At 56.4% G+C, this 12,211-nt stretch carries 14 protein-coding genes and 1 pseudogene; 5 read left to right on the forward strand and 10 right to left on the reverse strand.

From position 1 onward, the window contains the following. Positions 1–122 precede the first annotated feature (122 nt). Positions 123–1,040 carry a LysR family transcriptional regulator gene (locus tag EV561_RS32355; RefSeq protein WP_132528001.1) on the reverse strand — a complete coding sequence of 306 codons (918 nt, stop codon included), beginning with the start codon at positions 1,038–1,040 and terminating at the stop codon, positions 123–125. Between the two features lie 127 nt (positions 1,041–1,167). Here EV561_RS32355 and EV561_RS32360 point away from each other — a divergent pair. From EV561_RS32360 to EV561_RS38145, 3 genes and pseudogenes are all read left to right on the forward strand, one after another. Next, positions 1,168–1,967 (forward strand): annotated as a pseudogene (locus EV561_RS32360) (alpha/beta hydrolase). 279 nt (positions 1,968–2,246) lie between these two features. Beyond that, positions 2,247–2,567 (forward strand): hypothetical protein, encoded by a 321-nt coding sequence (locus tag EV561_RS32365; protein WP_245513136.1) that lies wholly within the window; start codon positions 2,247–2,249, stop codon positions 2,565–2,567. Positions 2,568–3,006: 439 nt separating this feature from the next. After that, a complete protein-coding gene (locus EV561_RS38145) occupies positions 3,007–3,186 on the forward strand; it encodes a hypothetical protein (RefSeq protein ID WP_245513138.1) in 180 nt (59 codons plus the stop codon). Here EV561_RS38145 and EV561_RS32375 read toward each other — a convergent pair. The 4 genes from EV561_RS32375 to EV561_RS32390 form a co-directional block, all read right to left on the reverse strand. Next, positions 3,176–3,535, reverse strand: coding sequence for a hypothetical protein (locus EV561_RS32375; RefSeq protein ID WP_132528003.1), 360 nt, complete (start codon positions 3,533–3,535; stop codon positions 3,176–3,178). The two genes, EV561_RS38145 and EV561_RS32375, sit on opposite strands and share 11 nt — an antisense overlap. After that, on the reverse strand, positions 3,532–4,347 hold the full coding sequence (locus EV561_RS32380) for a Ku protein (RefSeq protein WP_132528004.1): 816 nt from the start codon (positions 4,345–4,347) through the stop codon (positions 3,532–3,534). The genes EV561_RS32375 and EV561_RS32380 overlap by 4 nt, the downstream gene beginning before the upstream one ends. Positions 4,348–4,359: 12 nt before the next feature. Beyond that, on the reverse strand, positions 4,360–5,259 hold the full coding sequence (locus EV561_RS32385; protein WP_132528005.1) for a Ku protein: 900 nt from the start codon (positions 5,257–5,259) through the stop codon (positions 4,360–4,362). A gap of 282 nt (positions 5,260–5,541) precedes the next feature. Beyond that, on the reverse strand, positions 5,542–6,276 hold the full coding sequence (locus tag EV561_RS32390) for a CPBP family intramembrane glutamic endopeptidase (RefSeq protein WP_207910634.1): 735 nt from the start codon (positions 6,274–6,276) through the stop codon (positions 5,542–5,544). 454 nt (positions 6,277–6,730) lie between these two features. Here EV561_RS32390 and EV561_RS32395 point away from each other — a divergent pair, with 454 nt between their 5' ends. Continuing rightward, positions 6,731–6,967 carry a hypothetical protein gene (locus EV561_RS32395; protein ID WP_132528007.1) on the forward strand — a complete coding sequence of 79 codons (237 nt, stop codon included), beginning with the start codon at positions 6,731–6,733 and terminating at the stop codon, positions 6,965–6,967. Positions 6,968–7,727: 760 nt separating this feature from the next. Here EV561_RS32395 and EV561_RS32400 read toward each other — a convergent pair. Further along, positions 7,728–7,943, reverse strand: coding sequence for a hypothetical protein (locus EV561_RS32400; RefSeq protein ID WP_132528008.1), 216 nt, complete (start codon positions 7,941–7,943; stop codon positions 7,728–7,730). Positions 7,944–8,478: 535 nt separating this feature from the next. On the opposite strand from EV561_RS32400, the gene EV561_RS32405 reads away from it, so the two are divergent. After that, positions 8,479–8,763 carry a hypothetical protein gene (locus EV561_RS32405; RefSeq protein ID WP_132528009.1) on the forward strand — a complete coding sequence of 95 codons (285 nt, stop codon included), beginning with the start codon at positions 8,479–8,481 and terminating at the stop codon, positions 8,761–8,763. A gap of 65 nt (positions 8,764–8,828) precedes the next feature. Here EV561_RS32405 and EV561_RS32410 read toward each other — a convergent pair whose 3' ends face one another. The 4 genes from EV561_RS32410 to EV561_RS37435 all read right to left on the reverse strand — a co-directional run bounded on the left by EV561_RS32410 (position 8,829) and on the right by EV561_RS37435 (position 11,361). After that, positions 8,829–9,404, reverse strand: a complete 576-nt coding sequence (locus EV561_RS32410) for a hypothetical protein (RefSeq protein ID WP_132528010.1) — start codon at positions 9,402–9,404, stop codon at positions 8,829–8,831. Between the two features lie 234 nt (positions 9,405–9,638). Then, positions 9,639–9,953, reverse strand: a complete 315-nt coding sequence (locus EV561_RS32420; RefSeq protein WP_132528012.1) for a hypothetical protein — start codon at positions 9,951–9,953, stop codon at positions 9,639–9,641. A 102-nt stretch (positions 9,954–10,055) separates the two neighbouring features. Continuing rightward, positions 10,056–10,832: an exodeoxyribonuclease III gene (gene xth, locus EV561_RS32425; protein ID WP_132528013.1), complete on the reverse strand. Its 777-nt coding sequence runs from the start codon at positions 10,830–10,832 to the stop codon at positions 10,056–10,058. 238 nt (positions 10,833–11,070) lie between these two features. Beyond that, positions 11,071–11,361, reverse strand: coding sequence for a hypothetical protein (locus EV561_RS37435; protein ID WP_165928002.1), 291 nt, complete (start codon positions 11,359–11,361; stop codon positions 11,071–11,073). Positions 11,362–12,211 lie beyond the last annotated feature (850 nt).

Consider the following 12,211-nt stretch of genomic DNA (forward strand, 5'->3'; position numbering starts at 1 on the left):
GTGAACTGTAGTGGAGCAAGCTGCACCACGGCCCTTTTTCTAGCGCTGTAGGCCCGCTGACCGCTAGAAACAGACCTTCCTAATTCTTGCCTGATCCTGTCGGTGGCTTTGCTCCGCGAATCCTAATTTCCCTCCCATGGAGCGCCGGTCAATGCTCGCACTAAATGGTCAATAACCATCTGGACGCGTAGCGGGCGTCTGAAGCTTGGCGGGGTCAAGAGGTAGAGGCCGAGAGTCGGAACTGACCATTTGGGCATGGCTATTTCCAGCTCTTTCGACTTCAGCTCTGGCCAGATCATAAACTTTGGCTGCAAGGCCACGTCCTGACCGGCGACCAGCGCTGGGTTGAGCATGTCGACGTTGTCGGACCATATCCGCACTGGCGGTTCGACTTCCTCAACGCCGAGGGTTGGGTGTGCAAATCTCCAAACTCTTTTCATCGCCGCCCCGGTGTAGGCAAGGGCGCAATGGGACGAGAGGTCGGTGGGCCGTGACGGGCGGCCAAATCGTTCGAAATAAGAGGGCGCGCCCACGAGCAAGATTCGAACTGTTGCCAGCCGGCGGGCCAGCAGCGACGAATCCTCCAGTGTGGCGATGCGGAGGGCGAGATCGAAACCCTCACCGATTAGGTCGACCTTGCGGTCATTGAGTTGGAAATCCAGCGTTATTTCGGGGTTTGTTTGAAGCAGCGATGGGAGCGTTGCGCTAAGGTATGCCGCGCCGAACGAGAGTGGCGCGCTTATCCGGACCAGTCCCCGGGGTCGGATCGAGTGTTCCCCTGCTTCGTCCTCCAGAGCCCATGCTTCATCTAGCATCCTTTGAGCTCGTTCAAGAGAAGTCCGGCCAGCCTCGGTCAACGAGATGCGGCGCGACGTTCGTGCAAACAAAGAGAAGCCGAGCCTGGCTTCGAGGCGTGCGATCGCCTTTGACACCGTCGGGTTCGAGAGGCCGAGCTCATCTGCGGCGCGCGAGAAGGAGCAAAGTTCGGCGGTCTTCGCAAAGATCGCCCATGCTTCAAGATCAGGAAGTCGCTTTGCCATTTTTGGAAACGATATGATGCCAATGTTTCTATTTCGATAGCTGCATCTTTCGGTGGGTCGGAGCAACAACGATCCGGCGCGATGAACCAACAGGGTTCGACATTCCATTCAAGGCGGAGCAACGCAGATGCCGGCGATCACGACCAGCGACAACACCGAAATCTTCTACAAGGATTGGGGCTCGAAGGAGGCCCAGGCGATCATGTTCCACCACGGATGGCCTCTGAGTTCTGATGACTGGGACGCTCAAATGATGTTCTTTGTCGAGAAGGGCTTCAGAGTAATTGCCCACGACCGCCGCGGGCACGGCCGTTCGACGCAGACCGGTGTAGGGCATGACATGGACACTTATGTCGCCGATGTCGTCGGGTTGACCGATGCACTCGATCTGAAAAATGCCATTCATGTCGGTCATTCGACGGGTGGCGGCGAGGTAGCACGGTACGTAGCGCGGGCAAAACCAGGCCGGGTCGCGAAAGCTGTTCTCATCAGCGCCGTTGCCCCAATCATGGCGAAGACCGCCGCCAACCCCGACGGCGTGCCGATGGATGTCTTCGATTACGTCCGCGAACAGACAGCGACCAATCGAGCTCAGTTCTTCCACGACTTCACGATGCCGTTCTTCGGCTATAACCGGGAAGGCGCGAAGGTCAGTGAAGCCGTTCGGCAGAACTGGTGGAGACAGGGCATGATGGGAAGCGCCCTCGCACATTATAAGGGTATCGCAGCCTTCTCTGAGACTGATTTTACCGACGACCTCAAGCGGATCAAGGTACCCACCCTCGTCATGCACGGAGAAGACGACCAAGTCGTCCCTTTGCGACAACGGGCAAGATGTCGGCCGGGTTGGTCGAGGGCGCTCAACTGAAATCCTACCCTGGCTTCCCGCACGGAATGCCGACAACCAACGCGGCGCAAATCAACTAGGATTTGCTCGCTTTCACAACCGCCTGACGACAGAGGCGAGGATGGCCGCTTCCTCGCGGTGACTTAGAGATGGTCCTCGCCCAGTCATCAATCGATGACTGGGCGAGCCCCGTTTGTTCGTCACCCGCCGCGATAGCGAACTAGGGCCAAGATCAAAGCACTGCCAATATTGCGAAAACAGCACATAAATGGACCGCTCACATTTCACTTGTTTTATGCTTCCGTTCAGATGCTTACCGTTATCGTTGGCGTCCGTTCACAACTGAAGGGCTCATGGCAATGCAACGACTTCCTACCACATTATGGGCCATGGCGCTGGGCTTCGTCATAGTCAACGCGGTCTCCGCCTGGGGAGATGGCTTCGAGAACGTCATTCTATCGTCAACCAAAGATGCGAAAGAGTCCGAAGCGACGTTCACGACGGATACGCCCAAGATTTTCGTCCAGGCCCACATGACGGACGCGGTGAAGTCGGGCTCGACTGTCGTTGTGTCGTGGATCGCCGTCGACACTGGTGGAGCCGCTCCGCCGAACTACAAGATCGACGAGGTCTCGCTCCATGTGATCCTTGCGAATGTAATCGATTCAGCACTGAGCTAGCCGAATAACGGGTGGCCCGTTGGCGACTACAACGTCGTGTTCTCCGTTGACGGTGCGGTGAGAGAGACCATCGATTTCAAAGTCAAATGACAGCCAATAGACTCGGATGCAGGGGTGGGGACTGTCTGCTGGTGGGGTTGCCTATCTAAAGGGAACGGACGAGCGTCGGATCAGCACATCGTCTCTGGCTCCGCCAATCTCGAATGGCGGAATGATCGTGTAGCCACCTCGTGGGGAGCTGCGGACAATCACTGACTATCCACCCATTTTCTGCAATCGTCCACCACGCGAAATAGAAGCCGAACGGCTTCGACCTGGCAGAACGCGAGGTTGCCTCACCGCGCGAGGCTTGAGTGGGGGGAGTTCGACAATCTCGACCTGGGCCTCATTCGCCGCCCCAATAAACCGATCCCTCACTTGCTTCGGTGTCATTTCATCGTTGAAGCAAGTGACGATCGCCATGCGCAGGGCACTCTGCGCCGACCCACTCAACAGCGGCCAGCGCTCATCGAGTATGAGCTTGGCGATTTCCATCACCGTCGAGACTGTCTGGCTCTGGGGGCCGAGCTTCACGGATATGGGAGAAAACTTGCGAAGGCTCGGCCGGGTCATGGCCTGATACCTGTCTTGTCAGCAACCCTGGTAGGCTGTCTTCCGTGTCGTCCCGGCCGTTCGAACGACCGTGCCTTTGGAAACGCTAGGACATCCTTTTCGAAAATCCAGACCTTGCCGTTGTAGTCTTCACCACGCCGGCTCGCGGCAGCAGCCATGTCCCGGTAGTGCCTGGCATATCGCGCGAGCCGTTTGAGCGACGCATCGGGGGGATTGGCCGTCGCCATCATCGCTTCCTGTGTGACGACGACAATCCAGACGGTCTCGCCGTCGGTCACGGCAACGTGGCCGTTTTCGCCAAAGATGAATGGAGCAGGCTTGCAGAGCTCCAATTCGATGAGAGAAATGTCGGTCATCGCGCTGCTCCCTTCTTGCTCTTCAGCTCAGCTTCGACGCTCTTGCGCAGAGCGTCCATGATGTTGATCACGTTTGACGCGGGCACAGGCTCTTTCTTGCCCTTCGCGGTCTTTCTCGGCTTGAGGGCCTTCTTCTTCTCCTCGATGACGGCGAGTAGACCCTCCTGGATCGGATCGGTCACCATGGTTGGCGACCACCGCTTGGTTTTCTGCTTGATGAGTTGCTGGACGAGCGGCGCAAACTCCGGATCGGACTCCTCGTCGATATCTTCGAAGTAGGCGTCCTCCGGGCGGACTTCGTTGCCGAACCTGAGGGTCCAGAGAACGATGCCTTCGCCACGAGGTTCAAGAACCACCGCGCGTTCCCGGCGGCCCATGACCAGCTTCGAGAAACCAAAGACGTTGTCTGCAGCCATTGCGTCTCGAATGACGGCGAACGCCTCCTGGCCGATCGGGTCGTCAGGCATCAGGTAGTGAGCCTTCTCAAGGTAGACCGATTCAATACTCTTCCTGGGGACAAAGGTGCCTATGTCGATCGTCCTGACGGTATCCAACGCCACGGTGTCGAGGTCGTCATCGGTCAAGATGACGTAGTCGTTCTCGCCGCGTGCATAGCCTTTGGCTTCGTTTTCCTCCTTCACCCGCTTGCCAGTGACGGAGTCGATGTACTGGGAAACCACCCGGTTGCCGGTCTCCTTGTTGAGCGTGTGGAACCGGACCTTCTCGTTTTCGCTCGTCGCGGGCGTCATGGCGACGGGGCAGGTGACCAGCGATAGCTTGAGATAGCCTTTCCAGTATGGGCGCGGTGCCATGGTCCAACCTCCTCAGCTTGCCTTGCGCTGCGACGCGGCACCAGTTGCGGACCTGGGCGACGTCCGGCGAGCCTTCTCGCGGGCGGAACCTGCGTTCGCATTCGCGGCTGTGCGCTTCGGTTTGTCGGGTCCACCACCCAGCATTCCAGCGCTTTCGCGGAGAGCCTTGAGCAGATCGTTCGGTTCGGAGACTTTAACCGGCTTTTTCTTTGGAAGAGCCTTCCCCTCGATCTTCGCCTTTACAAGCTCGGCGACGGCGGCCTCATATTGATCCTCGAACTCGGCTGGATTGAATTCACCCATCTTCGTGCCGATGATATGCTTGGCGAGATCGAGCATCTCGCCTTGCAACTTGATCTTCGGCATGCTCTCGAAAGCCTTGGCCGACGACCGGACTTCGTAGTCGAAGTTCAGTGTCGTCGCGATCAGGCCCTTGCCATGGGGGCGAATGAGGACGGTTCGCAAGCGTCTGAAGAGAACGGTGCGGGCTATAGCGGCGACATTCGCCTTCTTCATACCGTCTCGAAGCGCGGTGAAGGCGTCGCCGCCAATCTTATCCGGTGTCAGGTAGTACGGCTTGTCAAAGTAGAGGTCATCGACGTCGGAGCATGGAATGAAGGCACCGACATCGAGCGTCTTGTTGCTCTCCGGGATCATCGCGGTGATCTCTTCCGGATCGATCATGATGTACCGACCGCTGTCGATTTCGAAGCCTTTTGTCTGGGCTTCGCGCGGCACCACGTCGTCAGTCTCGCTGTCAACAAAAACGCGGTTCACCCGGTTCCCGGTCGCCTTGTTAATGGTGTTGAAGGTGATGCGTTCGGACGTCGATGCGGCCGTATAGAGGGCCACACCGAATGAAACCTCGCCGATTTTCAGGAAACCTTTCCACTGCGCCCGCTGGCCTGTCATATCCGTCCCTCCGAATCGCAACCCAAAGCGACTCAACGGCGGCTCAAGTGATTCGTTCCGAATCAAAATTGAATCTAATGTCAATGGGTTAGCGCGCGTTATCAACCGATGATTTGGAGCAATCGAGACTGGCGAAAATCAACGACATGGTCTGCGAAAGTTGCGATTTTCGCCAGATGCCGAAGAACTTCCGGAAATTGGAACGACAAGCTTTCCAGAGGCCAATTTGAGGCCGCGGACCAAGGGAAACACCCGTTTCCGTCGCCTGGCGATCAATGCTTGTCAGGCGCCACGACCGAGCAATCCGCCACGGGATTCCACGTGGCGGACCTTTGCCAGCCCCTTCGCTCGAAGCAAATAAAGGGCATATAAAAAATTTGGCGTTACGAACAGCGGCGCAAGGTAGGCATACGCGGGGAGGGGCTGATCCTCATTCACGCCATTGGCGACGTGCGTCGCAATCAGCAGCGGGAGGCAGTCCCATACTGCGTGCAACATGATGACCGGATACAGCGATCCCGTTCGCACGCGAAGCGCCATCAAGATGAGACCTGTTTGAAATGCGGCAATTGCCTGAAGCGTTGACGCCGTCCAATTACCTGTCTGGACCGCGTTGAGGACATGGATCAGTCCGAAGATCCCACAACTGAGCCATATCGATGGCCAAAACCGGAATCGAGAACGCAGCCCGCTGAAAAGGATGCCTCGAAACATTACTTCCTCGGAAATCCCGACGAAGATTGTATTGATGACGATAAAAACGAGTTTTTGAAGGGGCGGCAGACCGAGAACGATCACGATGCCGCTAAAGGTAATGAGATAAAGAAGCGGCAACCACATCAACCGTAGCGTCGACGCAATTTGGAAGGGCTCGAACCCAATGTCCGTCCACCTAAAGGAGACCAGGATGGCGGCAAGGAACAAAACCGCCATGACGATGGGCCAAACTACACCTTGGCTGACAAGCTGTACCACGGACCGTTGATCGCCTGCGGTAATCTGGACGCTGGTCGCCAAGATTGCGGCCCACAGTAATAGAACGACGAAGGAGATTGGGAGTCGGTGTCGGTTGCCAATCTGTCTGAGATATCCGATGTGCAAGAAACCTTCTCTCAGTTGGGCTATGTGCCGTGGTGAAAAACTAGTCGGCGTAGTCGGCTCTGGCAAGCAGTTGTAGACGCTTCGCGATTGGCCAATGGCTAAGAGGCTGAAATCCTCAGATGTTGGGTGGATGGTGTTATAACGACGCCCGATGGGGCCGCGTCCATTTGGCGGGCCATCTCCGAGACTGCGGCACTTGATTGACGAATGTGATGCTATACACATCACAAGGAACGCGACTGCTGTGATCCTAGCACGGGGTCGGGCGGCAGATTGACGTCACTCGCTGTCACGAGATCACGTGACCGTTCAGATTTAGGTGCGGTCCTGGCAAGGGACGGCAATAGTGGGTTGTTCGGAATGCAGATGAATGGCTAAAAGTGACGATCTTGTTGCATCCGCTAAAACCGTCCTTGCTCGATACAAGAGCGGCAAAATGGATCGGGAGACGGTCCGCGAGTGGGTATTGCGCCTTGGCGCGTATCCGGAACCATACGGCAGTCGCGTTCGTGCGGCAGACGACTGGTTCAGAGCGCACCCCTTGAGTGATGTTTCCGGAGACATCGAAGAAGTCGACTTCGAGATGCTGCAAGCGATCATCGCCTAGACACTCGCCGAAAGGCACAATGCCGGACTTATTGCCGACTAGCGTGATCCCGGTCCGTGCTGGCCACCAGTCTCCGGTGACGCATTAGGTGTCCCGTACTGGTTACCGACGCACGCCGCGAGAGATACGGCAACCGCGGCGCTGAAAGCGAACCGGCAAAGCCAAAGTGCAAGTGGCTTGCGCGATAGTTGCACTCTCATTCTGTAGCCCTTCCAATGTTTCAATGGTCGAACTGGACCAAAGATATGCTCTTCAAGTGCCCTGTTTGCGGTTCGACGCGTGGCGGTTCCCTACAGCAAGATGCTGAAAGATTGACATCTCTCACGGCACGGCTGTGAGCGGTGCTCGACACCATTTACACAGGCAGGACAGACGATCGGTCGCGTGGTTCACAATCACCAACGACCAGGTTCAACCCCTGGCCTGCGGCTGCTTCAAGCGCAGGGCGGCCCATCGGCTAGCCATTGCCAATGATCTTGCTCGCAAAAGCTATGGCGGGAGCCAGGACTATAAGCGCAAACACGGCAGCGTAAATCTTGGTTTTCATCGCAACCTCCTATCGGTGGCGGATCTGATGTGGCGATGCGACCTTCGAGAATCAATAATCCCAGGGATTAGAATCCGACTGTTCATATGTCCGCCGTTTAGCTGTCCTGTAAGGGCGCGGGTATTTCGGCCTCCCGACCGACGTGAGATACACGACAGCGCGCTCAGGGAGCACAAGCCTCATCAAACGGCGCGAAAGTGGGCAACATTCAGTCTAGACGCCGAGGATGGCGTCGATCTCGGCAATGATGGCTGCATAGGTCTGTATATGCCTGTGGTATTCAGCCTTGATTTCTTCGGTGATGTCGGCGAGCGGGCCGTTGCCTTCCTGTCGGAAGTGCTTCGTCTCGTTCTCCTCCATATGCCGAAGCTGCTGCTCATATTCCTTGAGCTTCTGCTGGTGGTTGTCTCGAATTTTTGCCAAGTCCATTTTTTTCTCCCAAGAATATGCGGTGCCAGTCCTGACTAACGCCGAGCACGACACGTTCGCTCACGCGATCGCAACGGGCAAGCCAGCAATGACCCCGAAAAGGAAATGCGGTGGGAGGCTTGGCTCTCTCGATGGGTGGGGATTTGAAGGATCTCGATGAGCCAATAAGCTGAAAGCGGGCACCATATACGCAGGGGCTGCCTCGTAGTCACAGAGCGTGGTTACTCACTGCCGCGCTCGAACAAAGGAGCAAGATGACCATAACGCCAAGCACGATACGTCATCCTAACCACGCCTTGCGCAAAGATTACAACGGCAATTGCGGCGAGGGCGATGGACAAGACGGTCTTCAGCATTGGTGGTCAATTCCGTGGTCGGGATTTGGGAAGCTTAGCTCACATTGCAAAAGAAACTATAACCATTGTTTAGAAGCGCCTCAACTATCCATAGGTATGGGCGAGCCTAGAATTTTAGCGATTCTGGTTATGGGTCCGAAAGTTGCACATGCTACCTTTGATTTGTCGCGGAGGTAGAAATGTCGAAGTTTGCGGGACTGGTTGTCATATCGTCTGCGGTCGCCTTTTTGGGTTCTGGCGGATATGTGCTGATACCGACGGGGGTTCCGGTCGGAGCTCGTGAGGTTGTCGATCCGAAATGCGACATCAAAGGCAATATTAGTATCGACACCGGCGAGCGCATTTATCATGTGCCAGGGCAGAAGTATTACGCCGAGACGAGGATTTCACCGGAATACGGCGAGCAATGGTTCTGTTCCGAGGCCGATGCGCGAGCTGCGGGCTGGCGAAAGTCAAAGCGTTAGCTGGTTACGCGAACGGCGAGTTTGCGTCGTCCTTCTCGGAACGCGTCCTGGCGGCTCCCGTGACTTTAGTTTTGCAGGATTTGGGGCCGGGCTCTCTCGGCCTGATCCTCCACTTCGAGAATATCGACCCTTCCCAGGTCAAGCAGATCGTAAATCTTCTTCGCGGCATCCTCCAAATCGCTGCCTCGTACATGGACGACAGGTGTCGTCGCCTCGCAGGTCGCTAGATCATAAATGGCCATGCCCCAAGCTTTTCCTGAGGCCATGTATGCGATTTGCATCTCACCGATCGATACGGAGTCCTCGTTGATATAAAGCGCGGTCTTGAAGCATCGGACGTTGCCCTTGCCAGAAACGACAGCCCGCAATTTATGGTGAGCGCGGCGCAGTTTGTTCGACTTGCAAGCGGGTAGATAGTAAAGGCCGATCCCTTGTTCGGGAGGATCAAAGAATTGATCAACGGCTCCCGATGCATGGAAGAGAAGTTCCATCAACTCCGTCGACTTATATCTCGATCCATCGGATTCCTCGTCCGCGCAATGATCCTGGACAAACGATACCAGTCTTCTGAGGGAGACAATGTCTTCCTGGGAAATACGCAATTCGCCGCCTGTGATCGTCGGCTCCGAAATCACATCCATCGCTCTACTCCTTTCCCTATAACTGACGTCGCCGTCAGGACGCCAACAACTCGGCTACCATCCCGGTCTCAAGGCGTGTGTCTGCATCGCGGTGGAGGTAGTGTTTCCAGCACCACCACTGCATTTCCTGACGGCGGCCTGGGGGAGAAAAACCGAAGCCCGCCCAATCTCCACAGTGGCAACGATGGGCAATCGGGGCCGGAGCGTGCTGAGCAGGCTGTCGGTCGATATCGCTCATTGTCTTTGGGTCCTTGCAGCTTCAATGGCACTGTCGAAGACGCTGCGCAGCTGCGCAAGATAATCGAGCGATCCTTCAATCTCAGCCGCATTGAACTTGTCGTCTGGCTCGACTTCCGACGCCACGAATTTCAGATCGCGTTCTATGTTGAACGTCACTTCGCCCACAAAGCCCTTCGGGTCTTCCGTCAACATTGCTAGACGCATCAGGACCTGACCGGACAGCATCTCGCTCACACGCATCTGTGACCGCGTTTGCCGCAAAACATCCAGCAGAAAGCCGATCGGGTCCTCGTCGATTTGGTCGGTCATTGAGATACCTCCTATCGTTTGTTCTTATTATGTTCTCATTATTGGAGGAGTCAACAAATTTGGCTGGCTCATTCGATTCGCTTCAGAACTCGGACTCCGGGCTTAAACGTGATCAAGTTCGATGATGACGGGAGCGTGGTCGCTCGTATGCTCCCAGCTGCGGACTTCCCTTCGAACCGTGGCCGATACGAGCCACTCGGCGACGGTCGGCGACAATAGGAAATGGTCGATCCGCAGTCCGGCGTCTCGGGCGAACGCGTTCCGGAAATATTTCCAGAACGTATAGATGCGCTCATCCGGATGCAGGTGGCGGATCGCGTCCGTCCATCCCTGGGCAACGAGCGCGGCATATGCCTCGCGCACCTCTGGGCGGAACAGGGCGTCGTCTCTCCATCGTTCAGGCGCATAGACGTCGAGATTGGTCGGCATGACATTGAAATCACCCACCAGCATGGCGGGCACGTCGAGGTCCAGAAGTTCACGCGCATAGTGCTGCAGGCGCTCGAACCAACGAAGCTTGTAGCCGAATTTCGGGCCGGGCGCGGGGTTACCATTTGGAAGATAAAGGCAGCCAATCAGGAGACCGTTCACCGCAGCCTCGATGTAACGACTGTGCGTGTCGTCAGGGTCGCCCGGGAGACCTCGCCGAGTGAGAAGAGGTTCCGCGTCTCTTGCAAGGATCGCAACGCCGTTCCAGCTCTTCTGACCGTGCCAGATCGCGCCGTAGCCAACCTGCTCGATGGCCTTTCGGGGAAATCTGTCGTCCGGCGTCTTTAATTCCTGCAGGCACACGACATCAGGACGATCTTCGGCAAGCCAGCGCAGCAGGACGTCGAGCCTGCCGTTCACGCCATTCACGTTATAGGTCGCAATCTTCAATGTGCCCCTCTGGTGAGAGCGGGTGGACGGGTAAGAAGCTCGACTGCCGCTTCGTTGGCCATCGGAGGAAAACGGAAAAACTCCGATGTTCTTCTGCACCGTCGCGTCCGTTTGGCACAGCCCGCGCTCGCCAGCTAAACACAAGACAGCGCCGAACGTTCCATCGTCTGGCACCGATTGATCTGGCCTTCGGCATCCCGCGCTATATGCGTCGCAAGCGGACCAGCACTTTCGGTTATCATTCGCTGTCTGCGAGAATCTTCAACCGTCGGATTGCGTCAGCGGCCTCCAGGAAGCCGTGGGAAATCAATACGTCCCATACACCGTCAAGCACCATGTCGGAGAGCGCCAGCAGTTCGGTAGCAAGTCTATGTGATCTGTGATCGGCGACATTCCCGAGCAGTTCCTCCATGTCGACAATGGTGTGTGCCGCTCTAACCAGCAGGCGACGCTTCTCGACGGTCGTCAACCGATCGATTTCATTGGCGGCCCGGTATAGCTCTGCGACAAAGTTGGTGGTGGGCGTCATCAAAATTCCATCCCCACACGAAGTGATTTCGTTGCCCTCAACCGCGCGGACCTCTACCGCATACCTTCTCCGCTCGAAGACAGAAATGGCGGATGAGCAGACCGGCCGGTGAATTTTTCAACGATATCGGCCAAGGGTGGTCTTTCAGTGCGAAGAAATTCTCGCTCACACTGTGTCCGTTACCAGAATACCTGAACGGCGACGATGACGAGAAAAGCTACTATGACTGCTGAAGCAATCCGGAAGACGGTGCGATTGGCCTCGGCGAGTACCTGTGGCTTCGCGTCCCGCTTGGGATTGAATTTGTGGCGAGGTTTCTGTTGTGCTCCCGCCCGAGGCGGTTTGTCTGCTGCTGCCATGGTTGTCACTCGGGGCGGTGGGTCAATGCACCGCAGTCTAACATGAAAGCTGTCGAGCGTTTAGTTCGAGTACTACGTGGCCTCACAGGCTCAGCAGGCGGAACCAAAGCGATGACGGTGTAATCCGACAGGAGCCCTCCGATCGCGGCAGATCACTGGCGATATATTTGCCGCGATCAGACGTGAACAGAAGTGAACAGAAGCGGTGCAATGTGGCAGGCGGATGCCCGAATTGATGCACAGATACATAGGGTGGCTACACACAGTCACTTTTAACAAGGTGCGGAAATAGCGCTAATTTTTCAGCCGATCCTCGCTAGATGGCTCGAAGACGAGCCTTGACGATGCTTTTTCAGCGGCCTTGTCGGCCCATTCTGCCGTAATCCCCCCTCTCTCGGCGGATTACGGGCGCGATCATGCCGTCGCCAGCAGCTTTGGTAGCCTCACCAAATTATAAGCGGTGGCCGTCAGGGTGAACATCCAGCCGACGC

The organism is Rhizobium sp. BK376, assembly GCF_004341625.1.
GTDB lineage: Bacteria > Pseudomonadota > Alphaproteobacteria > Rhizobiales > Rhizobiaceae > Rhizobium.

What these genes read in the sequence shown, in the direction of transcription:
- EV561_RS32355 (WP_132528001.1), bottom strand. Translation starts at nt 1,040, where the DNA reads ATGGCAAAGCGACTTCCTGATCTTGAAGCATGGGCGATCTTTGCGAAG.
- EV561_RS32365 (WP_245513136.1), top strand. Translation starts at nt 2,247, where the DNA reads ATGCAACGACTTCCTACCACATTATGGGCCATGGCGCTGGGCTTCGTC.
- EV561_RS32375 (WP_132528003.1), bottom strand. Translation starts at nt 3,535, where the DNA reads ATGACCGACATTTCTCTCATCGAATTGGAGCTCTGCAAGCCTGCTCCA.
- EV561_RS32380 (WP_132528004.1), bottom strand. Translation starts at nt 4,347, where the DNA reads ATGGCACCGCGCCCATACTGGAAAGGCTATCTCAAGCTATCGCTGGTC.
- EV561_RS32385 (WP_132528005.1), bottom strand. Translation starts at nt 5,259, where the DNA reads ATGACAGGCCAGCGGGCGCAGTGGAAAGGTTTCCTGAAAATCGGCGAG.
- EV561_RS32395 (WP_132528007.1), top strand. Translation starts at nt 6,731, where the DNA reads ATGGCTAAAAGTGACGATCTTGTTGCATCCGCTAAAACCGTCCTTGCT.
- EV561_RS32400 (WP_132528008.1), bottom strand. Translation starts at nt 7,943, where the DNA reads ATGGACTTGGCAAAAATTCGAGACAACCACCAGCAGAAGCTCAAGGAA.
- EV561_RS32405 (WP_132528009.1), top strand. Translation starts at nt 8,479, where the DNA reads ATGTCGAAGTTTGCGGGACTGGTTGTCATATCGTCTGCGGTCGCCTTT.
- EV561_RS32410 (WP_132528010.1), bottom strand. Translation starts at nt 9,404, where the DNA reads ATGGATGTGATTTCGGAGCCGACGATCACAGGCGGCGAATTGCGTATT.
- EV561_RS32420 (WP_132528012.1), bottom strand. Translation starts at nt 9,953, where the DNA reads ATGACCGACCAAATCGACGAGGACCCGATCGGCTTTCTGCTGGATGTT.
- EV561_RS37435 (WP_165928002.1), bottom strand. Translation starts at nt 11,361, where the DNA reads ATGACGCCCACCACCAACTTTGTCGCAGAGCTATACCGGGCCGCCAAT.